The sequence below is a fragment of the Rhizobium sp. C104 genome (genome assembly GCF_022354505.1).
In the GTDB taxonomy this organism is placed as follows: Bacteria; Pseudomonadota; Alphaproteobacteria; order Rhizobiales; family Rhizobiaceae; genus Rhizobium; species Rhizobium redzepovicii.
Genome location: NZ_CP092348.1, coordinates 3488220 through 3513520, shown reverse-complemented (window position 1 = coordinate 3513520; position 25301 = coordinate 3488220). Strand labels below are relative to the sequence as shown.

Below are 25301 nucleotides of genomic sequence, written 5' to 3'. Positions count from 1 at the left end.
GCACATATCGGCAATATCGTCATCAAAAGCAAGCCAACATGCGAAAAAACTGCTAGTCGTTGGAAAACATGGGAGGAATGCCCTTTGAACGGTTTCGTGCTCGACCCCCGGCTGGAAAACGACAGCACCAGCGTCATGGTCACCGGCCTCTGTGATCTCAGATTGTCGAGGGATGCCCGCTGGCCCTGGCTCATTCTCGTGCCGCGCCGGGCTGAAATCACCGAAATCTTCGAGCTGACGCCGCTCGACCAGGTGCTGCTTGCCTTCGAGACGGAGCTTGTCGCCAAAGCCCTGAAAGAGATCACCGGCGCAACAAAAATCAATATCGGGGCTCTTGGCAATATCGTCCGCCAGCTTCATGTTCATGTCATTGCCCGCTTCGAAGGCGATGCCAATTGGCCGGGTCCCGTTTGGGGATTCGGGCGCGCGGAGCCCTACGAGGACGGAAGAGAGACGAATTCATAGCGAAGCTGCGGGAAGCCCTTTCATCATGAGTCATTCGCTTTTCGATTCGGATGTGCCGCATCCCGAACCCAGCAATCTCACGGCTTTTGCCGCCAACGACCTCAATCGCGATTCCGAGCATCGCGACGAACACTCCGTCGAAAAGGCGCTGGCAAGGGACGGCACGCATATCTTCGCCTTCGCCAGAGACAGGCTGGTGCTGAAGCATGACGGTCAGGTGCTCGATCCGCTCTTTGCCCGCTACGAGCTGCAGGAATTGCAGCCGGATTGGGACGAGACCGTGCTTCTCGGCTACCGCAAATCGGGCGAGCCGCGGCTTGCCGTCCCCGTCGGCATCGACGTCGACGACCTCGCCAGCCATTACAAGCCTGCCGACGGCCGCACTTTGTTTCGCGAAATGCTGATCGACGAGGTGCTACTCGGCGAATTCGCCCAGGCCGCGAGCCTGATCCGCTGGAATGGCGACAACCGCTTCTGCGGCCGCTGTGGCTCGGCGATGGAGATCCACATCGGCGGCTACAAGCGTGTCTGCGCTGCCTGCGAACACATGATCTTCCCGCGCACCGACCCGGTCGTCATCATGCTGACGGTCGACGAGAGCCGCGACCTCTGCTTGCTCGGCCGCAGCCCGCATTTTGCGCCTGGCATGTATTCCTGCCTTGCCGGCTTCCTCGAACCCGGCGAGACCATCGAAAACGCCGTGCGGCGCGAAACGCTGGAGGAGTCGGGCATCCGCACCGGCCGCATCCGCTACCACGCCTCGCAGCCCTGGCCGATGCCGCACTCGCTGATGATCGGCTGCTACGCCGAGGCCAAATCCACCGAAATCACCCGCGACGAGACGGAACTCGAGGATTGCCGCTGGTTCACCCGCGAGGAAACGATCGAGATGCTGGAACGCCCGAGCGCGACTGGCAAGGCCTCGCCGCCGAAAGGGGCGATCGCCCACCGCCTGATGCGCGACTGGGTGGAGTGGAAGCGGTAACACCATGCCGGTCGCGCGCTCGGAACGGCTGCTGACGCTGCTTCAGACGCTTCGGCGTTACCGGCGGCCGGTGACCGGCACGGTGCTTGCCGAGGAGACCGGCGTCAGCCTGCGTACGCTCTATCGCGATATTGCCAGCCTCCAGGCCCAGGGGGCGATGATCGAAGGCGAAGCCGGCATCGGCTACGTGCTGAAGCCCGGCTTCATGCTGCCGCCGATGATGTTTTCCGAAGAGGAGCTGGAGGCGCTGGTCCTCGGTTCGCGCTGGGTCGCCCGCGCCGCCGAGCCGCGCCTGGCCGGCGCCGGCGCCGATGCGCTAGCCAAGATTGCCGCGGTGCTGCCGGCGGACATGCGGGACATGATCGATTCGGCCGCCCTCTTCGTCGGCCCTAAGCGCCGGGACGAGGACAAGGCTGACGTTTCGGCCATCCGCCGGGCGATCCGCCTTGAGCGTATCCTCGAACTGCATTACGGCGACGAACAGGGCCGGATCTCGCGTCGCCGGGTCTGGCCTTTCGCACTCGGCTATTTCGAGCATGTGCGGGTCCTCATGGCCTGGTGCGAACTGCGCCAGGACTTCCGCCATTTCCGCACCGACCGCATCATCGACATGACGCTGCATGAGGTGCGTTATCCGCGCCGCCGCACGGTTCTTCTGAAAGAATGGCGCGAGCAGGATGTGCCGCTTGAGAACTGAAACGCTGCTGCCATAAACTGTCAGCAGCGGGCGTTATTATCAGTACCAATCCACCAGGAAGGAGTACTGATCATGGCAATGCCTCCCGCCATCCATTTCGCCAACGAGCGTTTTGCAGCTGAGACCTTTGCCGATGTCATTTCGGCCGAAACTTTTGCCGACGTCCGCCAATCGGCGCGCTCCGGCTTGCTGGGACGGGTCATCGGCCTTCTCCGCAATCCCGGGGGAAACCGCTCGAAACTCGATCTTGAAACGACATCGGATTCCTTGAAGCGTGACCTCGGCTTTCTGGATGGGCGCGGCCCGCGCCGCGAGGATCGTTTTCCGCTCTAAGCCACTTCATTACCATTGATATTCCACCCGACGAACGGGGCGCGCGCCTCCACTTCCTGCTGCCATCCATTGGCAGCAGTCGGGTCCATCGTCCTTATCATTTCACATCAACGGGAGAACCGAAATGACCAGTCCGAACCTGATTATCCTGTACGTCAAGGACCCCGGCGAAAGCGCCAGCTTCTACCGCAACCTCCTGAACCGCGAACCAGCCGTGGAAGCACCGAATTTTGTCGCCTTTCCGCTCGAGGGCGGCTTCACCCTCGGCCTCTGGCGGCGCAGCAAGGTCGAGCCGCAGCCTTCCGCGATCGGCAACCGCGGCGAAGTGGCCTTCATGGTCAAGGGGGAAAACGCCGTCGCCAATCATTACGAGGACTGGCGCGGTCGCGGTCTGCCGATCGCCCAGGAACTGACCGAACTGGATTTCGGCCCGACCTTCGTCGTGCTCGATCCGGACGGCCATCGCCTTCGCGTCTGTGAGCCGGATAAATAATAGCTGATATGGAGGCGTCTCATGCATATGCCCGGAAGTCTTCAGCGCTTCCGGGCATATGCATGGAACTGAGGAGTTACAGCAGGCCTCGCATCGCATGCCCCTTGTAGACGCCGAGGATGCGCACCTTCTCGGAGAAGAACCGCAATTCTTCCAATGCCCGGCGCACGTTCGGATCGTTCGGGTGGCCTTCGATATCGGCGTAGAACTGCGTTGCCACGAATCTTCCACCGAGCTGATAGCTTTCCAGCTTCGTCATGTTGATGTTGTTGGTGGCGAACCCGCCGAGCGCTTTATAGAGCGCGGCCGGAATGTTGCGGACGTTGAAGACGAAGGTGGTGACAACCTTTTCATCAGCCGAATTCCGTTGCGCCCATTCCTCGTCGCGCGACAGCACGACGAAGCGGGTGACGTTGTTTTCCGTATCCTCGACATTTTCGGCGATGATCTCGAGCCCATAGAGATCGGCGGCAAGGCGTGGCGCCAAGGCGGCCATGGAGCGGTCGCCGGTTTCTTTCACCAGCTTTGCTGCACCGGCTGTATCGCCGGCGATGATAGGCTTCCAGCCGTTGGCGCGGACGATCTTCCGGCACTGGCCGAGCGCGTGGATATGGCTGTGCACCGTGCGGATCTCGTCCTTGGTCACACCCGGCAGCACCATCAGCTGGAAGCGAATCGGCATGAAATATTCGCCGATGATGTGCAGCCGCGATTCCGGCAGCAGATGGTGGATATCGGCGACCCGCCCGGCGATCGTGTTCTCGATCGGGATCATCCCGATGTCGGCGTCGCCATTGTCGACCGCCGTGAACGCATCCTCGAAGGTCTGGCAGGGCAGCGGCTCCATGGTGGGGAACATGTCGCGGCTGGCCATGTCGGAATTGGCGCCGAATTCGCCCTGGAAGGCGATCCTGTTGGTCTTGATGTTCATGATGGTTCCGTCAGTTCGACTTAGAGCATGATGCCGAAAAGTGTGAGCGGTTTTCGGATGACATCATGCTCTAACTCTTTAATTGAGAACAGGATTCAGATTTAGGCCAACCGAGCCTAAAATCATCCTGTTCTGGCGGAGAGGATGCGCCGCGCTTTTTCGAGGTCGGCGGGAGTATCGACACCGAGCGGAACCGTGTCAACGATCTCGGCGTCGATGCGCATGCCGGCCTCCAGCGCCCGCAGCTGCTCCAGCGCTTCGCGCCTTTCGAGTGTCGAAGGCCCGAGCGAGACGAACCGTTCCAGCGCCGCGCGCCGATAGGCGTAAAGGCCGATATGATGGTAGAGCGGACCCTTGCCGTAAGGTGCGGTCGCGCGCGTGAAATAGAGCCCGCGCAGTCGGGTGTCGGAAACGGGCGAGCCGACGACCTTGACGATGTGCGGCGCGGTTTTGTCCTCTTCATTATCGATTTCGGTCGTTAGCGTGCCGATATCGACCGCCTCGTTCTCCAGAGGGCGCAAAGCCGCGCGCACGGTTTCCGGATCGATCGTCGGCAGATCGCCCTGGACGTTGACGATGAATTTTGCCCTGCCGGCAGGATCGACCTTCTGCAGCGCCTCAAAGATCCTATCGGAACCCGATTGATGATCGCTGCTGGTCATGACGACTTCGAAGCCGGCGGCAGAAACCGCATCGAACACCCTGATGTCGTCGACAGCGACGACGACGCGGCCGATGGCTGCCTCTTGGGCGCGCATCGCCACTTGGACGATCATCGGCAGCCCGCAAATATCGGCGAGCGGCTTGCCCGGAAGCCGGGTGGAAGCCATCCGCGCCGGGATCAGTACGAGCACACCGTCTAAATTTGAATCACTCATTGGTCGGGCCTTCTATTCCGGGCTGAAAAGTGTCAAAAAGTCTCACGCACAAGACCATTTAGACAGTTGCAACGATCAGCCAAAAGACATAGGTTCCGCGCGATTTCAAGATGGTCCGGTTATGGTCTGCCGGCTGCAAGGGGAGCATTGCAGATGAATTCATACGTCAATACGGCCGTGGGGGCACTGCTCGGAACGATTTTCGTTCTGATGTCGGTCTCTATCGCGTCCGAAGGGATCTTCCATTCCGAAGCACCGGAAAAGGAAGGTTTCGCGATCGTTGCCGAAGAGGCGCCCGCCGCTGGTGGCGAAGCTGCGCCTGCCGCTGCTGCCGTTCCGATCGCGCAATTGCTCGCTTCTGCCGATGCCAAGGCCGGTGAAACGGTCTTCAAGAAGTGTCAGGCCTGTCATGACGGCACCAAAGGGGGACCGAACAAGGTCGGTCCCAACCTCTTTGGTGTCGTAGATCGCCCGATCGCCTCGCATGAGGGCTTCGCCTATTCCGCTGCGATGAAGGATTTCTCCAAGGGCAGCAGCGAGAAGTGGACCTTCGAATTCCTCAACAAGTTCCTGCTGGCGCCGAAGAAGGACGTTCCGGGCACGGCCATGGGCTTTGCCGGTCTGGCGAAGGATCAGGACCGCGCCAATGTCATTCTCTACCTGCACACGCTGGCCGATTCGCCGGTACCGCTGCCGGACCCGAACACCGCGACGCAGTAACGCGGACGCAACAAGCGCACCTCGCAGAGAGCCCGGCCCGCGACGCCGGGCTTTTTGTTGTGCGGAGAGTGTTCAGGCGCCCAGGAAATAGGCCCAGAGCGAAACCGTGATGGCGCCGAGCGCTGTCGTCACGGTGATCGTCGAGGCAGCAATACTATGGCCGACACCGAATCGGTTGGCGATCAGCCAAGCGTTGACGCCTGTAGGCACCGAGGACGTCAGCACGATCGCCGCCGTCCATTCCGGGCTGAGGCCGAGGAGATGGCTCGCCGCCCACACGCAGCCGGGCAGCAGCAGCAGCTTCAAGCTCGATGTGACGCTTGCTATGCCGAGATTGCCGGAAATGCCGTATTTCTCCAGCGCCATGCCGAGCGAGATCAGCGCTGCCGGGCCGGCAATGCCGGCGATCTGCTTGACGACAGTGGCGAGCGTTACCGGCATGCTGAGGCCGGAAAGATGCATCGCCATGCCGGCCGCAAGCCCGATCACCAACGGGTTGCGCACAAGATTAACGGCGATCTGGCGAAGCACCAGCACCATGCTGCGATCGCTCTTGCCGGCGATCTTGCGCTCGGCATGCTCCATCAGCACCGTGCCGGCGACCATCATCACCGGCAGATGCACGGCGAGCAGGATTGACAGCGCCACCAGCCCTTCGTCGCCGACGGTGCGCTCGACCAGCGGCAGGCCGATGAAGATATTATTGGCGAAAGCCGAGGAAACGCCGGCCAGCACGCCGATCCGCTCGTCGCGGCCGAAGAGGCGCGTGGCGGCGATATGGCCGGTCGCCCAGGTAATGGCAACGCCGGAGAAATAGACGATCCACAGCCGGAAAGGCGAGGCACCGTGAAAATCCGCCTCGGCAATGGTGCGGAAGAGTAAGAGCGGCACGGCGATCTTGAATACGAATTCGCTGAGCGCTTCGCCGACATTCGATGCCATCAAGCCGCTGCGGACGATCACCCAGCCGATGAGGATCAGGATGAAGATAGGAAGAACGTCGAGGATGATGGCTGACATGGGGGAGGCTGCTTTGCGCGGGGGAGTGTCGCACCTCTACCGCATAATTCCGTAAATCGGAATCGATTTTAGGATAAATTATGCAGCACTTGACAATGCTGCAGCAGCAAACGGCTTGGATTGAAAAACCAATCGCCGCCGATCCTGCAGCATCCGAGAAACAAAAAAGCGGGCACAGCCCGCTTTTCCGCTCCGGCCTTGCCGGAGCGATCGCGAAGCTGCCATTTCATCCGTGGTCAGCATCGCGCCGGTAAGATCGAGGGTTTCATCCCTCGTGCGTCCGACTGCAACTGAAAGCTGCTCATGCCGGTCTTCTCGCGACTATGTCTAGATTTCGAAAATGACAGGGGCATGACGAACAAGCGGCAGTTTTGCGAAGAAATAGATGCGCCATCCACCATTTATCCTTCCAAACCGTGGAAATTTCGCTAAGACCGAACCCCGGCTATCACAAATCCGGGACTCCCCATTTCATGACAAGATTCGATGTTCTGACAGTCGGCAACGCGATCGTGGATATCATTGCCCGTTGCGACGACCAGTTCCTCATTGACAACCAGATCACCAAGGCGGCGATGAACCTCATCGATGCGGAACGGGCCGAACTGTTGTATTCGCGCATGGGGCCGGCGCTCGAAGCCTCCGGCGGCAGCGCCGGCAATACGGCTGCGGGCGTTGCCAACCTCGGCGGCAAGGCCGCCTATTTCGGCAATGTCGCCGCCGATCAGCTGGGCGACATCTTCACCCACGACATCCGCGCCCAGGGCGTCCACTACCAGACGAAGCCCAAGGGCACGTTCCCGCCGACGGCACGCTCGATGATCTTCGTCACCGAGGACGGCGAACGTTCGATGAACACCTATCTCGGCGCCTGCGTCGAGCTCGGGCCGGAGGACGTCGAGGCCGATGTCGTGGCCGACGCCAAGGTCACCTATTTCGAAGGTTATCTCTGGGATCCGCCGCGCGCCAAGGAAGCGATCCTCGATTGCGCCCGCATCGCCCATGAAAACGGCCGGGAAGTGTCGATGACGCTGTCCGACAGCTTCTGCGTCGGCCGCTATCGTGGTGAGTTCCTCGATCTGATGCGCTCCGGCAAGATCGATATCGTCTTCGCCAATCGCCAGGAAGCGCTGTCGCTTTATGAAACCGACGATTTCGAAGAGGCGCTGAACAGGATCGCTGCCGATTGCAAGATCGCCGCCGTGACCATGAGCGAGGATGGCGCCGTCATCCTGAAGGGCCGCGAGCGTTATTACGTCGATGCGATCAGGATCAGGGAAGTCGTCGATACGACGGGCGCCGGCGATCTCTTCGCCTCCGGCTTTCTCTATGGCTATACGCAGGGACGCTCTCTGGAGGATTGCGGCAAGCTCGGCTGCCTCGCAGCCGGCATCGTTATCCAGCAGATCGGCCCGCGCCCAATGACCTCGCTGTCCGATGCCGCCAAGCAGGCTGGGCTTATTTGAAGGCTTCGCCGGGATAAGCGCCCCAGATTTCCGACTGCGCCACCCAGCCGGAGGCGCCGTCGATTTCGGCGCGGCACCAGTCGCCGTTGCATTCGCCGATCGTCAGCATCACGCCGGGTTCCAGCCTGGCGACGATCGACGCGGAGGGCTGCGCCTCGCGGCGCAGATTGACGAAGACGCCCTTGGCCTTCGTCTTCATCCACGGGGCGGCGATCGCCGCGCGCTGGCCTGACAGCAGCGACTGGTTGACCCAGCCTTCGGTGCCGTCGGCATCGCGGATGCGGCGCCAGTTGTCGTATTCCTGAATGATCTCCACCGGCAATCCGGATTTCAGATACATCCACGAAACGGCATAATCCGTTCCCGGGCCGATGCGCAGGTTGACGCGCTTGGATTTCAGGGTGACGAAACGCGGCAATGGCAGCCCGCTTGGCCCCTTGGCGGCCTGCGCATGGGCCAATTCGACGGTTCCCATGGATGCGGCCAGAGCGATGGCAAGGGCAAGGCAGGACTTCAGGACTTTGCTGCGCATGGAAGTTTCCGTTTGCTCGAATTCGCGGGCAGGCCCGGCCTGCTCGCGGTCCGGGCTCTGACATTCCCCAGCTGCACCGCGAGTTTTGTTTGTCTTCGCGCGCGGGTCTGGTAGAAAATGCCCGGATGGGAAAATTATCACCCCTCTTGGTTAAAGACCTCTGAACAAGGCACCACAGCCAGCCATGACAGCGAAGAAAAAACCGAAGGTCTACATCACCCGCAAGCTGCCCGATGCCGTCGAAACCCGCATGCGCGAGCTCTTCGACGCCGAGCTGAACATCGACGACGCGCCGCGTTCGGTTCCCGAACTCGTCGCCGCGGTCAAGTCCGCCGACGTGCTGGTGCCGACCGTCACCGATCGCATCGATGCGGCGCTGATCGATCAGGCGGGGCCGCAGATGAAGCTGATTGCAAGCTTCTCCAACGGCACCGACCATATCGACGTCGAGGCGGCGGCGCGTAAGGGCATCACCGTCACCAACACGCCGAACGTCCTGACCGAGGATACCGCCGATATGACGATGGCGCTCATTCTCGCGGTTCCGAGGCGGCTCGGCGAAGGCGCGCGTGTGCTCACCGACAAGCCCGGCGAATGGGCCGGCTGGTCTCCGACCTGGATGCTCGGCCGGCGCATTCACGGCAAGCGCATCGGCATCGTCGGCATGGGCCGCATCGGCACGGCGGTCGCCCGCCGCGCCAAGGCGTTCGGCCTGTCGATCCACTACCACAACCGCAAGCGCGTCAATCCGGCCGTCGAGGACGAGTTGGAAGCGACCTATTGGGAAAGTCTCGACCAGATGCTCGCCCGCGTCGACATCGTGTCGGTCAATTGCCCGTCGACTCCGGCAACCTTCCACCTGATCTCGGCGCGCCGGCTGGCGCTGCTGCAGCCGACGGCCTATCTTGTCAACACCGCGCGCGGCGACGTCGTCGATGAAGCTGCGCTGATCAAGTCGTTGAGGGAGGGTCGGATCGCCGGCGCCGGCCTCGACGTCTTCGAAAACGAGCCCGCCGTCAATCCGAAGCTCGTCAAGCTCGCCAATGAGGGCAAGGTCGTGCTGCTGCCGCATATGAGTTCGGCGACGATCGAGGGCCGCATCGACATGGGCGACAAGGTCATCATCAATATCCGCACCTTCATCGACGGTCACAGGCCGCCGAACCGGGTGCTGCCCGGCCGCTGAAGCCGAGCTGAGTCAGACGACCTCGATTAGAGGCACAAGGGTCTTGCGCATCTCGACGAAGGTCGTCCTGGCAAAGCCCGGATGCGCCTTCTCGGCGGTTCTCGAAAATCCGCAGGCGGCGAAGACGGCGTGATTGTCGGTGAGCTCGATGCGCGTCTCCAGCCGCAAAGCGGGAAGGCCGAGCCTTACGGCCGTTTCTTCGGCAATCGCCAGCAGCCGCTTGCCGAGGCCCTTGCCCTGGACCTCAGGCAGAACGGCGAGCTTGCCGACATAGAGACAATCGGCCTCCGGCCGCAGGAACAGGCAGCCGACCAGCTTTCCCTCATCGACGGCGGCATGACCGATCTCGGCTCTTGCCTTTTCGGCCAGCGACTCCGCCGTCAGCGTCAGCGCCGAGGATGGCGGATCGATCCTGCCGTTCATCGAAGCAAAGGCGGCGAGGATCAGTGCGAGCAACTCGTCCCAGCGCGTGAAACTATGATCAAGAGGAAAAATCGTCATCCGGCCTGTCTTTGCGTTGTTCGGCGTCGTTTATAGCGGACCGTGTCGAAGCGGGCCGAGAGCGCGTCATAGAGCAGCAGCCGTCCGATCAGCGGCTCGCCGGTGCCGGTGACGAGCTTGATCGCCTCCATCGCCATCATCGTGCCGATGACGCCGGTTAGCGCGCCGATGACCCCGGCCTCGGCGCAGGCGGGAATGAGCCCCATCGGCGGCGCTTCCGGAAAAAGGTCGCGATATCTAGGGTTGGGCGTCCCGTCCTCGGCGCTCTCATAGGGTTTGAGAACCGTCAGCGAGCCGTCGAACCGCCCGACGGCGCCGCTGACAAGCGGAAGGCGCGCTTCCTCAGCCGCATCGGCCGCGGCATAACGCGTGTCGAAATTGTCGGAGCCGTCGATCAGCAGATCGAAGCCGGACAGTTGCCGGAAGGCGGTCTCGGAGGAAAAGCGCTCCTCGAAGCGGATCAGCCGGACATGCGGATTGAGCCTCGCGATGGCGAAGGCGGCACTTTCCGTCTTTAATTCGCCGATCGTGCCGGAATCATGGATCACCTGGCGCTGCAGGTTCGACAGCGACACCCGGTCGTCGTCGACGATACCGAGCGTGCCGATCCCGGCTGCGGCCAGATATTGCAGGACGGGCGCACCGAGGCCGCCTGCGCCGATCACCAGCACACGAGCGGCTTTCAACTTTTGCTGACCCGCGCCGCCGATTTCGGGGAGTAGGATGTGACGGTGATAACGGGCGATTTCGTCGGGGCTGAGCGGTTCCATGGCGCCGATCTTATCATGGCGCTCGATACCGGGAAAAGTCGCCTCCGTCATTCGAATACCTTTCCGTCGGCCACCGTGAAGACTTGCGCCCTGTCGCCCAACGCCGAAAACATCGCGCGATCCGTTCCGGTCATGAAGGCCTGGCCGCCCAGCCCGTCGATGAGGTCGAACAGCGCGGCGCGGCGGCCCTCGTCGAGATGGGCGGCGATCTCGTCGAGCAGCAGGATCGGCGCATGGCCGGTGAGATTGCCGACGAGGCGCGCATGCGCTAGCACCATGCCGACTAGCAGCGCTTTCTGCTCGCCGGTGGAGCAGCGTTCCGCTTCCATCGCCTTTTCCCGGTGATGCACGATGAGATCGGCCCGATGCGGCCCGTCAAGCGTGCGCCCCGCGCCGGCGTCGCGGTAGCGGCTCTCCGCCAGCATGGCCGCATAATCGTCCTCGAGGTCGACCGAGGGGCGCGAAAACTGACCGTCCATGAAGCCGGAGAGCTGCAGCGATGCCGAAGGGAAGGGTGACGTCTCGCGCGTTTCCTCGATCAGCCGGGTCAGCAGGCCGAGCATCTCCTGCCGGGCGAGCGCCATGGCGATGCCGAGGCTCGCCATCTGTTCCTCGATGCCGGTAAGCCAGGAGGGGTCGAAGCGGCCCTCATCCAGCAATTTGTTGCGGCTGCGCATGGCACGCTCGAAATCGCTGGCGCGGCGGCCATGGGCGGGATCGAGCGACAGCACCAGCCGGTCGAGAAAGCGGCGCCGGTCGGAGGAGGCGCCGGTAAAGAGGCCGTCCATCGCCGGTGTCAGCCAGAGAAGCCGCAGATGGTCGGTGAGTTCGTCGGCGGTCTTGGCCGGGGTACCGTTAATTCGTAGCCTGCGGGCCGTGGTTTCCTCGCCCGTTTCGATACCGGTGCCGATTTCGACTTCGCCTTCCATGCCGTCGAGCGCGGCGAAGATAGAAAAACCACCGGCTGCACCGACGCGGGTAATGTCGCCATAGGCAGCACGGCGCAGTCCCCGGCCGGGCGAAAGCAGCGAGACCGCCTCCATGAGATTGGTCTTGCCGGCGCCGTTATCTCCCGTCAGCACGGCGTGCCGGCCGTCAAGGGCAAGGGCCGCCGCCGCATAATTGCGGAAGTCTGTCAGCTTCAGGCGGGAAAGAGCAACCTTGTGCGGCATCGAATGTCCGGAATCGTGAAGCGTGACAGCTAAGCCCAAGCGGCGTTGATGGCAAGGCTCGCAGCTTCGCTGACATGGCTCATTGGTGCTGCCCTCGGTGCGGGATGAGCATCAGGCACGATGCAGCGCAGAACCAAATTCTCAATGAAAATACAACCTAGGGAAGGACGTTCCGGTGTCGGACGGGCGCTATGGCCGGCAGCCTTCTTCAGTGTCTGCGAACCCGGTATACGCGGGGTTCTGCCACAATCGCCTCGACCAACTGACGTTACGTGAAGCCCAAAAAAGTTGGTTGAATTTTGCAACTGCAGGGTTGAGTTATCCTCTGAAACCGATATGGTAAACGAAGTGTATAGGTATCAGAGAGTGATGAAGTGCCAGATCCGGTTGATATTATCGTTGGTCGCAACGTAAGGCAGTTTCGCGCCCTTCGCCGTGTGTCCCAGCTCGAGCTTGGCGAAGCACTCGGACTGACGTTCCAGCAGATTCAGAAATACGAAAAAGGGACGAACCGCGTTTCCGCCAGCAAGCTGCATCAGATCGCAGTTTTTCTCGATGTCGAGATCTCCGCTCTCTTCGAGGGAGCCGGCATGTCGCAATTCGGCAGCCGTATCGAACTCAGCCCCGACGCCTATGCGCTTGCGCTGAGCTACGACAGACTGAACTCATCGGCCGGCAAGGAAGCGGTCAAGACCATCGTCACGATCATGAGTGGGGAAACAGCCGAAAACGCCGCCTGATCTCGCCGAGCGGGATAGCGCGCTCGTTCACGGTCCGCACGCTGCGTTCAGTGGATCTCGCATTCGTGCAGCGCCGTCAGCAGCTCGTCCTGCGTCTGGTGGCCCGCGTGATAGAGGTCGATCGCGATGCTGGCGATGGAAAGGCCCTGCTGGCTGCGAAGCTTGATGTTGCGCTCGGCGCACCATGTGTAGATGGCGCCGGCGAGAACGTCGACGTCTTCGGACTGAGAGGAAAAGGCTGGCGCCATGGCAGATACCCTTGGTTTGATTGTCCCGCGCGTCTGAGGACGCTCTGTTGTTTGATTCCGCGCCTAATCCTTTCCGGATATCGATTCCGATTTTCGGGCTTATGCGCTGACGGCAGAGACTGAATTCATTTGGAAAACTTGCAAGCGGCATCACGCGGCTGCGTTAACGCAAGTCATGAGCCGACCCATCGCCGTGCCGATCTGGGACAAACTGGCGGCGTCGAACGGCAAATGTCTCAAATCGGGATCCGCTGAAACGAAAAAGCCGGAAACGTTTCGGTCCCCGGCTTTCGAGATGCTCTAATCGATCGCGTCTCAGCCTTCGAAGAATTCCTTCATCCGGGCGAAGAAGCCGGTCGATTCGGGATTGTTCTCCTTGGAGGACAGCTGCTCGAATTCCTGCAGCAGCTCGCGCTGGCGCTTGGTCAGCTTTTGCGGTGTCTCGATCTGGATCTGGATGTAGAGATCGCCTGTCTGCGCCGAACGCAGCACCGGCATGCCCTTGCTTTTCAGGCGGAACTGTTTGCCCGCCTGCGTGCCTTCGGGCACGCTGACGCGCGACTTGGTGCCGTCGAGCGTCGCCACGTCGAAGGTGCCGCCGAGAGCAGCCGTCGTCATCGAGATCGGAACGGCGCAATAGAGATCGGCGCCGTCGCGCTGGTAGAATTCATGCGGCTTCACCGACAGGAAGATATAAAGGTCGCCTGCCGGTCCGCCGCGGGCGCCGGCTTCGCCTTCGCCCTGCAGGCGGATGCGGGTACCGTCCTCGATGCCGGCCGGGATATTGACCGAGAGCGAGCGCTCTTCCGTCACCCGGCCCTGGCCGTGACACTTCGGGCAGGGATCGGGAATGATCTGGCCGCGGCCGTGGCAGGTCGGACAGGTCCGCTCGATCGAGAAGAAGCCCTGTGCGGCGCGCACGCGCCCACTTCCCTGGCAGGTGCCGCAATTCTTCGGCTGCGTGCCGGGCTTGGCGCCCGAACCCGAACAGACGTCGCAGGTGATCGAGGTGGGAACGCGGATCTGCGCCGTCTTGCCGGAGAAAGCCTCTTCCAGCGTGATTTCCATGTTATAGCGAAGATCGGCGCCGCGTTCGCGGCCGCCCGATGAGCGCTGGCGCGCACGACCGCCACCCATCATCTCGCCAAAAATATCCTCGAAGATGTCGGAGAAGCCGCCGCCGGCAAATCCGCCGCCGCCACCGCCGCCCATGCCGCCATGCTCGAACGCCGCATGACCATAACGATCATAGGCGGCCCGCTTCTGCGGGTCCTTGAGCATCTCGTAGGCTTCGTTGATTTCCTTGAACTTGCGTTCGGCGTCCTTGTCATCCGGGTTCTTGTCCGGATGGAATTTCATCGCCAGTTTGCGGAAGGCGCTCTTCAGCTCTTTCTCATCCGCCGTCTTGGCTACACCCAGAGTTTCGTAAAAGTCCGCTTTTGCCATTAAGGATTAAACCCCGGAAATGGATTTCCGGCTGCCATGGTGAGCAGCCGGATCAGGTGTTGAAGCATAACCACGCCGTCGCGGATTACGCGGACTTTTTGCGGTCGTCGTCCTTGATTTCCTCGTAGTCGGCGTCGACGACATTATCGCCGCCTTCTGCCGAGGCATCGCCCGCAGCTGCGCCGCCCTCGGCCTGCTGCGCTTCATAGATCGCCTGGCCGAGCTTCATCGACACTTCCATCAGCGTCTGGGTCTTCGCCTTGATGTCGTCGGCATCCGGCTCGGTCGCTTCCGAAGCCGTCTTCAGCGCGGCGATCGCATCCGAGATCGCGGTGCGGTCAGCCTCGGAAACCTTGTCGCCGTAATCCTTCAGCGACTTTTCCGTGGAATGGATCAGGCTTTCGGCCTGATTCCGAGCTTCGACGGCCTCGCGACGCTTCTTGTCCTCGGTGGCATGAGCTTCGGCATCCTTCACCATCTTCTCGATGTCGGCGTCGGAAAGACCGCCGGAGGCCTGGATGCGGATCTGCTGTTCCTTGCCGGTGCCCTTGTCCTTGGCCGAAACCTGCACGATGCCGTTGGCGTCGATGTCGAAGGTGACCTCGATCTGCGGCATGCCGCGCGGCGACGGCGGCAGGCCGACGAGGTCGAACTGGCCGAGCAGCTTGTTGTCGGCAGCCATTTCACGCTCGCCCTGCGAAACGCGGATAGTCACCGCCTGCTGGTTGTCCTCGGCCGTCGAGAAGGTCTGGCTCTTCTTCGTCGGGATCGTCGTGTTGCGTTCGATCAGGCGGGTGAAGACGCCACCGAGCGTCTCGATGCCGAGCGACAGCGGCGTGACGTCGAGCAGCAGCACGTCCTTGACGTCGCCCTGCAGAACGCCGGCCTGAATGGCGGCGCCGAGTGCAACGACTTCATCCGGGTTGACGCCCTTGTGCGGCTCCTTGCCGAACAGCTGCTTGACGACTTCCTGGACCTTCGGCATGCGGCTCATGCCGCCGACGAGAACCACTTCGTCGATTTCGGCAGCGGTGACGCCGGCATCCTTGAGAGCGGCCTTGCACGGTGCGATCGTGCGCTGGACGAGATCGTCGACCAGGCTTTCGAGCTTGGCGCGGGTCAGCTTCAGCGTCAGGTGCTTCGGGCCGGAGGCGTCGGCCGTGATGAACGGCAGATTGATTTCGGTCTGCTGCGAGGACGAAAGCTCGATCTTCGCCTTTTCCGCAGCTTCCTTGAGGCGCTGCAGGGCAAGCTTGTCGTTCTTCAGGTCGATGCCATTGTCGCGCTTGAATTCACCGACGAGATATTCGACGAGACGCATGTCGAAGTCTTCACCGCCGAGGAAAGTATCGCCGTTGGTCGACTTCACCTCGAAGACGCCGTCGCCGATCTCGAGGATCGAGATATCGAAGGTACCGCCACCAAGGTCGTAGACGGCAATCGTCTTGCCTTCTTTTTTGTCGAGCCCGTAGGCGAGTGCGGCAGCGGTCGGCTCGTTGATGATGCGCAAAACTTCAAGTCCGGCGATGCGGCCGGCATCCTTGGTTGCCTGGCGCTGCGCGTCGTTGAAATAGGCGGGAACGGTGATGACGGCCTTTTCGACCTTTTCGCCGAGATAGGATTCGGCGGTTTCCTTCATCTTCTGAAGGATCATCGCGGAAATCTGTGCGGGCGAGTAGCCTTTGCCATTGGCTTCGACCCAGGCGTCGCCATTGTCGCCCTTGACGATGGTGAAGGGAACGAGGTGCTTGTCCTTCTCGACGGTCGGATCTTCATAGCGGCGGCCGATCAGGCGCTTGACTGCAAAGAGTGTATTCGTCGGGTTGGTGACCGCCTGGCGCTTGGCCGGCTGGCCGACGAGGCGTTCGCCATCATCGGAAAATGCCACCATGGAAGGGGTCGTGCGTGCACCTTCCGCATTCTCGATAACCTTCGCGTCCTTGCCGTCCATGACTGCGACGCAGGAATTCGTCGTTCCAAGGTCGATACCAATTACTTTTGCCATGTCATTCTCTCCTTGAAGCAAGCTGTCTGAACCCCGAGAAGGCATTCCCTGACAGCCCCTTACGGGATGGGTCTACTTAAGATTACGCAATCGTGATTGCGGTGATGCGGCGTATATAAGGAGCGGTTTTCTGGACTGCAAGGCGAGAAATGGCCCGGAATCCAGCAAAACGAATGTGGTGCATTCAATTTTTACAGTCACCGGGAAACAGACCGCCCGCCGTCCGGAAAGTGGCCGATTTCCAGCGTATCCGGCTTGTGCCGGCCGTGCAGCCATAGATCTCACTGGCCCATGATCAGATCGAGCAGGGTCGTGCGCCGCGGCTGGACCGAAGAGGTCGATTGCGGCCCCCCGACATCGCCGGGCGGCACCATGCTGTCGTAGCCGCCTTCGGCAACGTCGGCGGGAGGAACGGGCCCGTTGCCGGAGGTCGCACTCTGTTGCCGGACAGGCGCCTGCGGATAGCGGTTAGCACTGTCGCCGCCGCCGAAGACGCCGGAAATGATGCCGCCGATTGTCGACGGCGGCGCCTCGGCCGTCATCGGTTGTCCGCTGCCCGATTGTCCACCGCCCGGTGCCGTCTGCGCCATCGGCTGACCATTGGGATCGCCGATCAACTGGCCGTTGCCGAACAGCGGCGCCGGCGAAAGACCCTTGTGGGCGGCGATCATGAATTCCTTCCAGGCTTTGGCCGGAAGACCGCCGCCGGTCACCTTCTTCATCGGCTTGCCGTCGTCATTGCCGAACCAGACGCCGGTGGTGAGGTTGCTGGTGAAGCCGACGAAGAGTGCGTCGCGTGAATTCTGCGTCGTGCCGGTCTTTCCCGCCGCCTGCCAGCCGGGGATCTTGGCGCTCTTGCCGGTGCCGCTGTCGATGACGCCCATCATCATCGCATCCATTTCGGCGACGATCTGCTCGGACAGCACGCGCGGCGGGCTGTCATAAGTATTTTCGTAGAGAACCTTGCCCTCGGCGGTCGTCACCCGGCGGATGACGTGCGGCGTCGCCTTGTAGCCGCCGTTCATGAAGGCGGCATAGGAGGCGGTGAGTTCCATCAGCGACACCTCAGAGGTGCCGAGCGCGATCGAGGCATTCGGCTGCAGCTCGCTTTCGATGCCGAGCCGGTGCGCAAGCTTGATCACCTGATCCGGCCCGTCATACATCACCAGCTGGGCGGCCACCGTATTCAGCGACTTGGCAAGTGCGGTGGCCAGCGTCACCTCGCCATTGTATTTCTTCTCGTAATTTTCGGGCGTCCAGTCGCCGATGCGGATCGGCGCGTCGTTGAACACCGAAAAGGGCGTCAGTCCTTTTTCGAGCGCGGCGGCATAGACGAAGGGCTTGAACGAGGAGCCCGGCTGGCGTTTGGCCTTGACGGCTCGGTTGAACTGGCTCGTCGCATAATCCCTGCCGCCGACGAGCGCCCGGATCGCGCCGGTGCCGTCGATCGAGACGAGGGCCGCCTGCGAAGCGTCGAGCTTTCCGCCCTCCTTGTCGAGCACGTCGACCAGCGATTGCTCGGCTTTCTTTTCCAGCGACTTGTCGATGGTCGTATCGACGATGACGTCTTCCTTGACGTCACCGATCAGACCCGGCAGCTCGTCCATCACCATGTCGGCAACATAGTGTCCGGCGCCCGACCAATAGCTCTTGGCTGAAGCCGGGGTCTGCGACATTGCGGTCTTGACCTCGGAGTCGGTGATGAAACCCTGCTCGCGCATTGCCGCAAGCACGAGCTGGGCGCGGGCATTGGCAGCGTCCGCGTCGCGGGCCGGCGAAAGCCGCGACGGCGCCTTGAGCAGGCCGGCCAGCACCGCCGCCTCGCCGAGGTTCACATCCCGCGCCGATTTGTTGAAATAGCGGCGTGACGCCGCCTCGACGCCATAGGCGTTCGATCCGAAGAACACCCGGTTGAGATACATGGCAAGGATCTGGTCCTTGGTGTATTTCTGCTCCAGCCAGAGCGAGAGCAGCACCTCCTGCACCTTGCGTTCCAGCGTTCTTTCCGGGGAGAGGAAGAGGTTCTTGGCGAGTTGCTGCGTCAGCGTCGAGCCACCCTGCACCATGTGGCCAGCCGTGAAGTTGGTCACTACAGCCCGGCCGAGGCCGAGCGGATCGACGCCGAAATGCGAATAGAAGCGCCGATCCTCGATGGCGATGACGGCCTCCGGAATATAGGGCGACATGTTTTCGAGCGACAACGCCTCGCCGCCAGTGGCACCGCGATTGGCGATGACGCTGCCGTCGACGGCGGTGATCTTGACGTTCGGCGGCCGTTCCGGGATCGCCCATGTGCTGGCGCTCGGCATGCGCGAGCCATAATAGACCACCAGCCCGGCAACGCCGATGCCGGCCCAGATGAACAGCACGACGCACCAGTAGATCACGCGTCGCACGAAGCCGAACAAGCCGCCGCCTTCGCGTTCCCGCGGTTCGCGCCGCCGCCGGGGGCAGGGCGTTCGGGCGGCTTGGAGCTGCCGCGCCGTGTGGATCGGCTCCTGGCAATGCGGTCATCGGCATCGAGGGAAAACTCGTCATCGTCGCGGGCCGGGCGGCCGCTGAAGGACGGTTCGATTCTGTCGCCTGATCTGCCTCTGCCTGCCATCGCCGACCGGTCACACCCCATGTTCGATCGCGAAGCGTGACTTCGCACAACGGCACTCTTGCAGTCGCCGTCACCCGACTGAACTGTAAATGCGGCGATTTAACGGGGTGTTAATTATGGAAAGCAAAGCAGAACGCGCCGATAAAGCGCTTTGCGTCATTCCGGCTTCGTGCGCTGCGTTTCAACTCGTTTTATGGATGTCGTTATCCCAAAACCGCTGCACAGTTGTGGGCAACATGCATCGGCGCTCAAAACTGGCGAGCTTCGTAATCGTCGAGCGTTTCCGGATCCTGCTTATATTCCCATTCTCCGAGATGAAAACGCCGCCAGATCTGGCCGGAAGGATTGAGGTTCGCCCCATCGGTAAGTCGCACAGGAAGGAGGGGGTTGTGTTTATGCCAGACGGTAACATCAATAGCGGCTGCCCGAGCGCCGAAAAGCCTTGGGAAAACCAGGTAGTCTCGCGTCATCAGGGTCCAGCCTCGAACGGATCAAAATCGATCCGCAACATCTCAAAACTGCAATAAAGAATGCTGCAAGACAAGAGCATCACGATGCTCTCACATCAAATTGTCGCTGACCTCCCACAGGCATGATTGCCGGTCGTCGCGACTGTCACGATCTGACAGCGTCGCGCCGACTTGCGCGCGTCTGGAGCGTGCTTGCTTTCGCGGGGCGATGCCGCCTCGCGAGGAGCGAGGAAACCAGCCTGACCATGCGTTGCGCCGAATTGTGCGGGCTGCTTTCGCTGCGCCGCCGCAATCTTCTGACCGGCCGGCGGAACCAAGTGCGTCCGCGATAGTTTAGGGAGAAGCGGGACACCCCTCAACCCCTCACGTCCCGCGCATGATCGGCCGTCTCCCCTCAACACGCGCCGATCGACATCAGGCCCGGTGCATCCCTCTTGGGAGCGCCGGGCTTTTTCTTACGGCGTCCTTCTCGCCTTTTCCGCGCGATGGACGCTGCCATTGAGATAAGCGGCGGCCTTGCGGCCGCCGCTCCTGATATCTCAGTCGCAGGACGGATCGCCCGGGCGGCAGACGAAGGGCGAAGCCCTGGGGTCCGGGCGATTGTAGGTATCGGCCTTCCCGCCCCTGAACTGCGGCAGGTCGCGGAAATCCGAACTCCTGGTATTATCTCTGTTGTCATCTCGACGGTCCGACCTGCGGCTTTCGTCTCTGCGGTCGTCCCTTCGATTGTCGTCGCGCCAGTCCCGGTTGCGGTCCCCGTAATCGCGATCCCGGTTGCGGTCGCCGTAGTCGCGATCCCGATCCCGGTTACGGTAGTAATAATCGGGGCCGCGGCTCCAGCGGTCGCGCTCACGGTAGAAATCGCGGTCGCGGTAGTTGCGGTCCCAATAATTGCCGACGCTGAAGCTGATCATCGGAATGCCGAGCGGGCGGTAATATTGCGGACCGACATAGACACGGCGTTGCTGGTAGACGGCCTGTACATATTGGCCGGACACCCAGCCGCGACCGCCATAGAATTCGACGTCGCACCAGTTGACGTTGGAAAGACATCCACGAATTTCGACGGGGGAACCGGCAGGCACGACTGCGACGGCTGGATATCGGGTGCTCGGACCCGCTCGCATGTTGACGTTCGCCGTCGAGTAGCCCTCGGCGGCCTGTGCGATCACCGGCGCCAGCACAAACAGGCCAGCCGCGGCGATCTTAACAATGAGATTTTTCACGCTTCTCACTCCTGGTTGGCGCGTTTTCAGGCAGCGCGGCGCTGCCTTCTCTTGGCATATGCCATCTATAGAAAAGATAGAGCGATCGCCCGCATTTGTTAGGGCGTCGCCATTCTCCTTGTCTTTCAAGGGTTTATATCCGGGTCGCGATGAACGCAGCTTGAACGAGGGGGATTTTGTGATGTGGTATGGCGTTTTCGATATGCCGGATGAAATCGCGAATGCGCAGGACGCGAAAGTTGTCGGCTCTGCGATACATTAACGATCCGTTAACCTTTCCGAGGCAGTCTGGCTGCAATACCTGCTTCTCATTGACCACGGATGAACTGGCACTGAGCGAGCGGATGACGAAAGGCCGGTTTTAACCGGCCTTTTTGTTATTGCGATCTGGCATGCCTTACGCTCAGGCGGCGAGCGCCTGAAGAATCCGCACCCAGGAGCGGATGCCCTTGTGGTAGGAGACGAGCTCGTATTTCTCGTTCGGCGAATGGATGCGGTCGTCGCTGAGGCCGAAGCCCACGAGCAGAGATTCCATGCCGAGCATCTTCTGGAAGTCGCCGACGATCGGGATCGATCCGCCCATGCCGATGACGATGGCGGGTTTCGGCCACTCGTCGGAAAGTGCGGTCTTCGCCTTGGTCAGAACCGGCGAATCATAGGAGAGGTGGATCGCCGGCGAGCCGCCATGCGGATGGAACTCGACCGAGCAATCGGCGGGAATCTTCGAGCTGATATAGCTGCGGAAGGCTTTGCGGATGGCGGCCGGATCCTGCGTGCCGACAAGCCGGAACGAAACTTTCGCCGATGCCTTGGCGGCGATCACCGTTTTGAAGCCTTCGCCGGTATATCCGCCCCAGATGCCGTTGATTTCGGCGGTCGGCCGCGCCCAGGTGAGTTCCAGCACCGAACGGCCCTTTTCGCCGGATGGAATGGAAAGGCCGACTTCGCCGAGGAAGGTCTCGGCGGTCTTGCCCAGCGTCTCCCATGAGGCCTTGATGTTGTCGGGCGTTTCCTCGACGCCGTTGTAGAAGCCCTCGAGCGTGATGCGGCCGGTCTCGTCATGCAGGCCGGCGAGAGCCTCGACGAGGATGTGGATGGGATTGGCGGCAGCGCCCCCGAAGAGGCCGGAATGCAGGTCGCGGTCGGCGGCCGTCACGGTGACTTCCTCGCCGACAAGGCCGCGCAGTGCCGCGGCGATCGCCGGGGTGTCGCGGTCCCACATACCGGTATCGCAAACCAGCGCATAATCGGCCTTGAGCTCGGCGGCATTGGCTTCGAGGAAGGGCTTCAGCGATGGCGAGCCGGATTCTTCCTCGCCTTCGAAGAGAATGGTGACGCGGCAGGGAAGCGCGCCGTTGATCTCCTTATAGGCGCGGCAGGCCTCGAGGAAGGTCATCAACTGGCCCTTGTCGTCGGACGTGCCGCGGCCGGTCAGGATCTTGCGGCCGTTGCCGACATCCTTGATCGTCGGCTCGAAGGGGTCGTTTTCCCAAAGCTCGATCGGGTCGACCGGCTGAACGTCGTAATGGCCGTAGAACAGAACGTGCGGCGCGCCGGTGGACGCGCCGGCATGGTGAGCGACGACCATCGGATGGCCTGGCGTGTCGCGAACGGAGGCTTCGAAGCCGAGCGCTTCGAGATAGGCGACGAGCCATTCGGCGGCCTTGCGGCATTCGGCTTTGTAGGCGGGATCGGTGGAAATCGACTGGATGCGCAGCAGCTCGAACAGTTTTTCGAGGCTCGATGAAAGATTCTGGTCCGCACGCGAAAGAACCGGTTGTATGTCGGCCATTTTCGACTCCTTTTCGAAATTCGGCGGGACGATAGACCAAACCGGGAAAGCAGGCGAGGCGCAAAAAGTAAAAAATCAGGGGCGCGCTAGCATGCTGAAACCACGCAATTCGGTCTTGTGGAAACATCTGCCGCGATAATAAAGAAAGATCTAATTCAATTTACAGTTAATTAGCACAACCTAAATAGCATCGGCCGAAAATCAGCTGTTCGGGGGCGCGCACATGTTTTCGGTCATTGCATGTATTCGCGACAATCATGATTGGCGCTTGGTCATCGTGGCGGCCGTGGTCTGCCTGGTCGGCGCCATGGCGGCGATGCTGCTGTATTCCCGTGCCCAGGAGTGCGACGCCGGGCAGCGCAAGCTTTGGGTCGGCGCGTCGGGCTTTGCCTTCGGCACCGGCGTGTGGGCAACCCACTTTATCGCCATGCTCGCTTATGATGGTGGCACGCCGATCAGTTATGCGCTCGACCTGACGCTGCTCTCCTTTTTCCTGTCGGTCGGAGGCTCGTGGGTGGCGATCCTCGCCGCCTCGCAACGTGAGGGAAGATTTTCCTCCATTCGCGGCGGGGCGCTGATGGCACTCGGCATCGCCTCCATGCACCTGACCGGCATGCAGGCGATCGAGACACAGGCGGTCATCCTCTACGATCCCTTGATGACGCTGACGGCGGTCGTCGCCGGAATGCTTCTGTCGAGCGCCGCCTTCCACATTTTTTTCAATCTGAAGGGCATGAGGCGTCTCCTAACCTCATCGCTGGTCTTCGTCCTCGCCATCTGCACACTTCACTTCATCTCGATGGGCAGCATTACCTTTGTGCCGGACCCCGGCATGCAGGTTCCGACATTGGTGCTCGACACGCGGGTGCTCGCCGCGATCGTCGTGGTGGCGGCAACGGCTCTTATCCTCGTCGCCCTTGCCGTGGTCTTCGTCCAAAGCCATCTGACGGATCTGCGCGGACTTGCCAATGCCTCGCAGGAGGGCCTGCTGATCCTGCGCGAAGGCCGGATCATCGATGTCAACGAACGGTTCCAGGCATTATCGGGCTGGAAGCTAGCCGATCTCTCGGGCAAGGCGCCCTCGGATGTGCTGACGGTCGTTCAGGCGCCCCGGGAGAACAGGCCCGGCGAGACGCTGCTGAACACCCGCACCGGCAGAGAGATTGCCGTAGACGTAAACTCCAGCAGGATCGTCTATCGTGGCCGCGATTGCGAGGTGCTGGCGGTGCGCGATCTCACCGAGCGCAAACAGGCCGAGGAGATGATCGAGCATCTCGCCCACCACGACGTGCTCACCGATCTGCCGAACAGGTCGTTGTTCGACACCCGCATCCGGCAGGCGCTGCAGGTGGCGGAACGCAAGAACACCGAGGTTGCGCTGTTCTGTCTCGACCTCGATCGGTTCAAGGCCGTCAATGACATCTTCGGCCATGCCGAGGGCGACCGGATTCTCCGCAAGGTCGCCGCTATCCTGCGCCGGGTTGCCGGTGAGAGTGATACGATCGCCCGGCTCGGCGGCGACGAATTCGCCATCATCCAGTCCGATGGGCAGCAGCCGGCGGCGGCGCAAAAGCTTGCGGCTGATATCATCGACGAATTCGCTGCCGAGATGGACACGGCCCGTGACCCCACAGCGGTCGGCGTCAGCCTCGGCATCGCGCTCTATCCAAGAGATGGGAGCACGGCCGAAGAACTCTGCAACAACGCCGATACCGCGCTCTACCGGGTCAAGCATGATGGCCGCGGCAGGGCCTGTTTCTTCGACGCGGAAATGGACGAAGCGGCGCGCAACCGCCGCCAGATCGAAAGTGACTTGCGCCACGCGATCATCCGCAACCAACTCTATGTCAGCTATCAGCCGATCCTCAACGCGCAGAACGGCGAGATCAGCGGCTACGAGGCCTTGATGCGTTGGCACCGGCCGGGCCACGGCATGACCGAGCCCGACATTTTCATCCCGATCGCCGAGGAAAGCGGATCGATTGTTCAGCTCGGCGAATGGATATTGCAGCAGGCCTGCATGGAGGCCGCGCGCTGGCCGCAGCCGCTGAGGATTGCGGTCAATGTTTCGCCGGTGCAGTTCATGCTGCCCAACCTGTGCGAGCGGGTCGAGGCGGTCCTCGCCGAGACGGGGCTAGCAGCCGATCGGCTGGAGCTTGAAATCACCGAGACAGCCCTGATCCGCGATCGCGACCGGGTGATGGCAACGCTGCAGCGCCTGCGTCGGTTGGGGGTGCACATCGTCATGGACGATTTCGGCACCGGCTACTCTTCGCTTTCGAACCTGCGCTCGTTTCCCTTCGACAAGATCAAGGTCGACCGCAGCTTCACCGGGGTGCTGGAGCATGACGCGGCGGCGCGATCGATCGTGCGGGCGATTATCGGTCTCGGCCACAGCCTCGGCATGCCCGTCGTCACCGAGGGTGTGGAAACCGAGATGCAGCGCCGGATCGTCGTCGAGGAAGGCTGCGCGCAGGTGCAGGGCCTGCTGCTCGGCAAGCCGGATATCGAGCCGAGCATGAAGCCGGCCGTTCGCAAAAGCATCCTGTCGGAGCAAGCCGGAACCGCCGTGCCGCCGCGACGGCGCACACGCCTTGTCAGCGAAAATCGCAGCGAATGA

The 25301-nt window shown here is 61.7% G+C and carries 23 protein-coding genes and 2 pseudogenes; 11 read left to right on the top strand and 14 right to left on the bottom strand.

Annotated features, from left to right (window positions below; genetic code table 11):
- Positions 1-84: 84 nt before the first annotated feature.
- The 5 genes and pseudogenes from MF410_RS18615 to MF410_RS18595 all read left to right on the top strand — a co-directional run bounded on the left by MF410_RS18615 (position 85) and on the right by MF410_RS18595 (position 2973).
- A pseudogene (locus MF410_RS18615) lies at positions 85-494 on the top strand (HIT family protein).
- The gene (gene nudC, locus MF410_RS18610; protein WP_097628397.1) at positions 491-1450 is read left to right on the top strand and encodes an NAD(+) diphosphatase; all 960 of its coding nucleotides are present in this window, start codon (positions 491-493) and stop codon (positions 1448-1450) included. Before MF410_RS18615 ends, nudC begins: the two are co-directional and overlap by 4 nt.
- 4 nt (positions 1451-1454) lie before the next feature.
- Positions 1455-2147 (top strand): YafY family protein, encoded by a 693-nt coding sequence (locus MF410_RS18605; protein WP_097628396.1) that lies wholly within the window; start codon positions 1455-1457, stop codon positions 2145-2147.
- 72 nt (positions 2148-2219) lie between these two features.
- Positions 2220-2480 carry a hypothetical protein gene (locus MF410_RS18600; protein WP_097628395.1) on the top strand — a complete coding sequence of 87 codons (261 nt, stop codon included), beginning with the start codon at positions 2220-2222 and terminating at the stop codon, positions 2478-2480.
- 124 nt (positions 2481-2604) lie between these two features.
- Positions 2605-2973, top strand: coding sequence for a VOC family protein (locus tag MF410_RS18595; RefSeq protein ID WP_003589327.1), 369 nt, complete (start codon positions 2605-2607; stop codon positions 2971-2973).
- A 76-nt stretch (positions 2974-3049) separates the two neighbouring features.
- Here the strand turns inward: MF410_RS18595 and MF410_RS18590 are convergent, their stop codons facing one another.
- Together MF410_RS18590 and MF410_RS18585 are read right to left on the bottom strand one after the other, a co-directional pair.
- A complete protein-coding gene (locus MF410_RS18590) occupies positions 3050-3904 on the bottom strand; it encodes a prephenate dehydratase (RefSeq protein ID WP_003589326.1) in 855 nt (284 codons plus the stop codon).
- Between the two features lie 122 nt (positions 3905-4026).
- Positions 4027-4782 carry a 3-deoxy-manno-octulosonate cytidylyltransferase gene (locus MF410_RS18585; protein ID WP_097628394.1) on the bottom strand — a complete coding sequence of 252 codons (756 nt, stop codon included), beginning with the start codon at positions 4780-4782 and terminating at the stop codon, positions 4027-4029.
- Positions 4783-4935: 153 nt separating this feature from the next.
- Between MF410_RS18585 and MF410_RS18580 the strand changes: the two genes are divergently transcribed.
- Positions 4936-5502: a cytochrome c family protein gene (locus MF410_RS18580; protein WP_064835704.1), complete on the top strand. Its 567-nt coding sequence runs from the start codon at positions 4936-4938 to the stop codon at positions 5500-5502.
- Positions 5503-5574: 72 nt separating this feature from the next.
- Here MF410_RS18580 and MF410_RS18575 read toward each other — a convergent pair whose 3' ends face one another.
- On the bottom strand, positions 5575-6522 hold the full coding sequence (locus MF410_RS18575) for an AEC family transporter (protein WP_097628393.1): 948 nt from the start codon (positions 6520-6522) through the stop codon (positions 5575-5577).
- A gap of 80 nt (positions 6523-6602) precedes the next feature.
- On the opposite strand from MF410_RS18575, the gene MF410_RS18570 reads away from it, so the two are divergent.
- Both MF410_RS18570 and MF410_RS18565 read left to right on the top strand, forming a co-directional pair.
- Positions 6603-6776 carry a hypothetical protein gene (locus MF410_RS18570; protein WP_239619942.1) on the top strand — a complete coding sequence of 58 codons (174 nt, stop codon included), beginning with the start codon at positions 6603-6605 and terminating at the stop codon, positions 6774-6776.
- Between the two features lie 219 nt (positions 6777-6995).
- Positions 6996-7988 carry an adenosine kinase gene (locus MF410_RS18565; RefSeq protein WP_097628392.1) on the top strand — a complete coding sequence of 331 codons (993 nt, stop codon included), beginning with the start codon at positions 6996-6998 and terminating at the stop codon, positions 7986-7988.
- Here MF410_RS18565 and MF410_RS18560 read toward each other — a convergent pair.
- On the bottom strand, positions 7981-8520 hold the full coding sequence (locus tag MF410_RS18560) for an SH3 domain-containing protein (RefSeq protein WP_097628391.1): 540 nt from the start codon (positions 8518-8520) through the stop codon (positions 7981-7983). The genes MF410_RS18565 and MF410_RS18560 overlap by 8 nt on opposite strands.
- A 184-nt stretch (positions 8521-8704) precedes the next feature.
- On the opposite strand from MF410_RS18560, the gene MF410_RS18555 reads away from it, so the two are divergent.
- A complete protein-coding gene (locus MF410_RS18555; RefSeq protein WP_097628390.1) occupies positions 8705-9706 on the top strand; it encodes a D-glycerate dehydrogenase in 1002 nt (333 codons plus the stop codon).
- 12 nt (positions 9707-9718) lie between these two features.
- On the opposite strand, the gene MF410_RS18550 is transcribed toward MF410_RS18555, so the two are convergent.
- Genes MF410_RS18550 through recF form a run of 3 tightly spaced genes read right to left on the bottom strand, consistent with a single transcriptional unit; the run spans position 9719 to position 12149 of the window.
- Positions 9719-10207 (bottom strand): GNAT family N-acetyltransferase, encoded by a 489-nt coding sequence (locus MF410_RS18550; protein ID WP_097628389.1) that lies wholly within the window; start codon positions 10205-10207, stop codon positions 9719-9721.
- Positions 10204-11028 (bottom strand): molybdopterin-synthase adenylyltransferase MoeB, encoded by an 825-nt coding sequence (locus MF410_RS18545; RefSeq protein WP_097628388.1) that lies wholly within the window; start codon positions 11026-11028, stop codon positions 10204-10206. Before MF410_RS18545 ends, MF410_RS18550 begins: the two co-directional genes overlap by 4 nt.
- Positions 11025-12149, bottom strand: coding sequence for a DNA replication/repair protein RecF (gene recF, locus MF410_RS18540; protein WP_097628387.1), 1125 nt, complete (start codon positions 12147-12149; stop codon positions 11025-11027). The genes MF410_RS18545 and recF overlap by 4 nt, the downstream gene beginning before the upstream one ends.
- 374 nt (positions 12150-12523) lie before the next feature.
- On the opposite strand from recF, the gene MF410_RS18535 reads away from it, so the two are divergent.
- A complete protein-coding gene (locus tag MF410_RS18535; RefSeq protein WP_003589313.1) occupies positions 12524-12889 on the top strand; it encodes a helix-turn-helix transcriptional regulator in 366 nt (121 codons plus the stop codon).
- Positions 12890-12936: 47 nt separating this feature from the next.
- On the opposite strand, the gene MF410_RS18530 is transcribed toward MF410_RS18535, so the two are convergent.
- The 7 genes and pseudogenes from MF410_RS18530 to MF410_RS18500 form a co-directional block, all read right to left on the bottom strand.
- Complete coding sequence (locus tag MF410_RS18530) at positions 12937-13137, bottom strand: hypothetical protein (protein ID WP_131710700.1); 201 nt, start codon at positions 13135-13137, stop codon at positions 12937-12939.
- Positions 13138-13452: 315 nt separating this feature from the next.
- Positions 13453-14583: a molecular chaperone DnaJ gene (dnaJ, locus tag MF410_RS18525; protein WP_012559503.1), complete on the bottom strand. Its 1131-nt coding sequence runs from the start codon at positions 14581-14583 to the stop codon at positions 13453-13455.
- Between the two features lie 85 nt (positions 14584-14668).
- Positions 14669-16588, bottom strand: a complete 1920-nt coding sequence (gene dnaK / locus MF410_RS18520; RefSeq protein ID WP_003589308.1) for a molecular chaperone DnaK — start codon at positions 16586-16588, stop codon at positions 14669-14671.
- Between the two features lie 281 nt (positions 16589-16869).
- Positions 16870-19193, bottom strand: a pseudogene (locus MF410_RS18515) (transglycosylase domain-containing protein).
- Between the two features lie 248 nt (positions 19194-19441).
- Positions 19442-19663 (bottom strand): hypothetical protein, encoded by a 222-nt coding sequence (locus MF410_RS18510; protein WP_003589305.1) that lies wholly within the window; start codon positions 19661-19663, stop codon positions 19442-19444.
- A gap of 539 nt (positions 19664-20202) precedes the next feature.
- A complete protein-coding gene (locus MF410_RS18505; protein WP_097628384.1) occupies positions 20203-20889 on the bottom strand; it encodes an SH3 domain-containing protein in 687 nt (228 codons plus the stop codon).
- A gap of 403 nt (positions 20890-21292) precedes the next feature.
- Complete coding sequence (locus MF410_RS18500; protein ID WP_097628383.1) at positions 21293-22681, bottom strand: dipeptidase; 1389 nt, start codon at positions 22679-22681, stop codon at positions 21293-21295.
- A gap of 223 nt (positions 22682-22904) precedes the next feature.
- Between MF410_RS18500 and MF410_RS18495 the strand changes: the two genes are divergently transcribed.
- A complete protein-coding gene (locus MF410_RS18495) occupies positions 22905-25301 on the top strand; it encodes an EAL domain-containing protein (RefSeq protein WP_097628382.1) in 2397 nt (798 codons plus the stop codon).

Coding starts and splice junctions, on each gene's coding strand:
- nudC (WP_097628397.1), top strand. CDS start 491: ATGAGTCATTCGCTTTTCGATTCGGATGTGCCGCATCCCGAACCCAGC.
- MF410_RS18605 (WP_097628396.1), top strand. CDS start 1,455: ATGCCGGTCGCGCGCTCGGAACGGCTGCTGACGCTGCTTCAGACGCTT.
- MF410_RS18600 (WP_097628395.1), top strand. CDS start 2,220: ATGGCAATGCCTCCCGCCATCCATTTCGCCAACGAGCGTTTTGCAGCT.
- MF410_RS18595 (WP_003589327.1), top strand. CDS start 2,605: ATGACCAGTCCGAACCTGATTATCCTGTACGTCAAGGACCCCGGCGAA.
- MF410_RS18590 (WP_003589326.1), bottom strand. CDS start 3,904: ATGAACATCAAGACCAACAGGATCGCCTTCCAGGGCGAATTCGGCGCC.
- MF410_RS18585 (WP_097628394.1), bottom strand. CDS start 4,782: ATGAGTGATTCAAATTTAGACGGTGTGCTCGTACTGATCCCGGCGCGG.
- MF410_RS18580 (WP_064835704.1), top strand. CDS start 4,936: ATGAATTCATACGTCAATACGGCCGTGGGGGCACTGCTCGGAACGATT.
- MF410_RS18575 (WP_097628393.1), bottom strand. CDS start 6,522: ATGTCAGCCATCATCCTCGACGTTCTTCCTATCTTCATCCTGATCCTC.
- MF410_RS18570 (WP_239619942.1), top strand. CDS start 6,603: ATGCAGCACTTGACAATGCTGCAGCAGCAAACGGCTTGGATTGAAAAA.
- MF410_RS18565 (WP_097628392.1), top strand. CDS start 6,996: ATGACAAGATTCGATGTTCTGACAGTCGGCAACGCGATCGTGGATATC.
- MF410_RS18560 (WP_097628391.1), bottom strand. CDS start 8,520: ATGCGCAGCAAAGTCCTGAAGTCCTGCCTTGCCCTTGCCATCGCTCTG.
- MF410_RS18555 (WP_097628390.1), top strand. CDS start 8,705: ATGACAGCGAAGAAAAAACCGAAGGTCTACATCACCCGCAAGCTGCCC.
- MF410_RS18550 (WP_097628389.1), bottom strand. CDS start 10,207: ATGACGATTTTTCCTCTTGATCATAGTTTCACGCGCTGGGACGAGTTG.
- MF410_RS18545 (WP_097628388.1), bottom strand. CDS start 11,028: ATGACGGAGGCGACTTTTCCCGGTATCGAGCGCCATGATAAGATCGGC.
- recF (WP_097628387.1), bottom strand. CDS start 12,149: ATGCCGCACAAGGTTGCTCTTTCCCGCCTGAAGCTGACAGACTTCCGC.
- MF410_RS18530 (WP_131710700.1), bottom strand. CDS start 13,137: ATGGCGCCAGCCTTTTCCTCTCAGTCCGAAGACGTCGACGTTCTCGCC.
- dnaJ (WP_012559503.1), bottom strand. CDS start 14,583: ATGGCAAAAGCGGACTTTTACGAAACTCTGGGTGTAGCCAAGACGGCG.
- dnaK (WP_003589308.1), bottom strand. CDS start 16,588: ATGGCAAAAGTAATTGGTATCGACCTTGGAACGACGAATTCCTGCGTC.
- MF410_RS18510 (WP_003589305.1), bottom strand. CDS start 19,663: ATGACGCGAGACTACCTGGTTTTCCCAAGGCTTTTCGGCGCTCGGGCA.
- MF410_RS18500 (WP_097628383.1), bottom strand. CDS start 22,681: ATGGCCGACATACAACCGGTTCTTTCGCGTGCGGACCAGAATCTTTCA.
- MF410_RS18495 (WP_097628382.1), top strand. CDS start 22,905: ATGTTTTCGGTCATTGCATGTATTCGCGACAATCATGATTGGCGCTTG.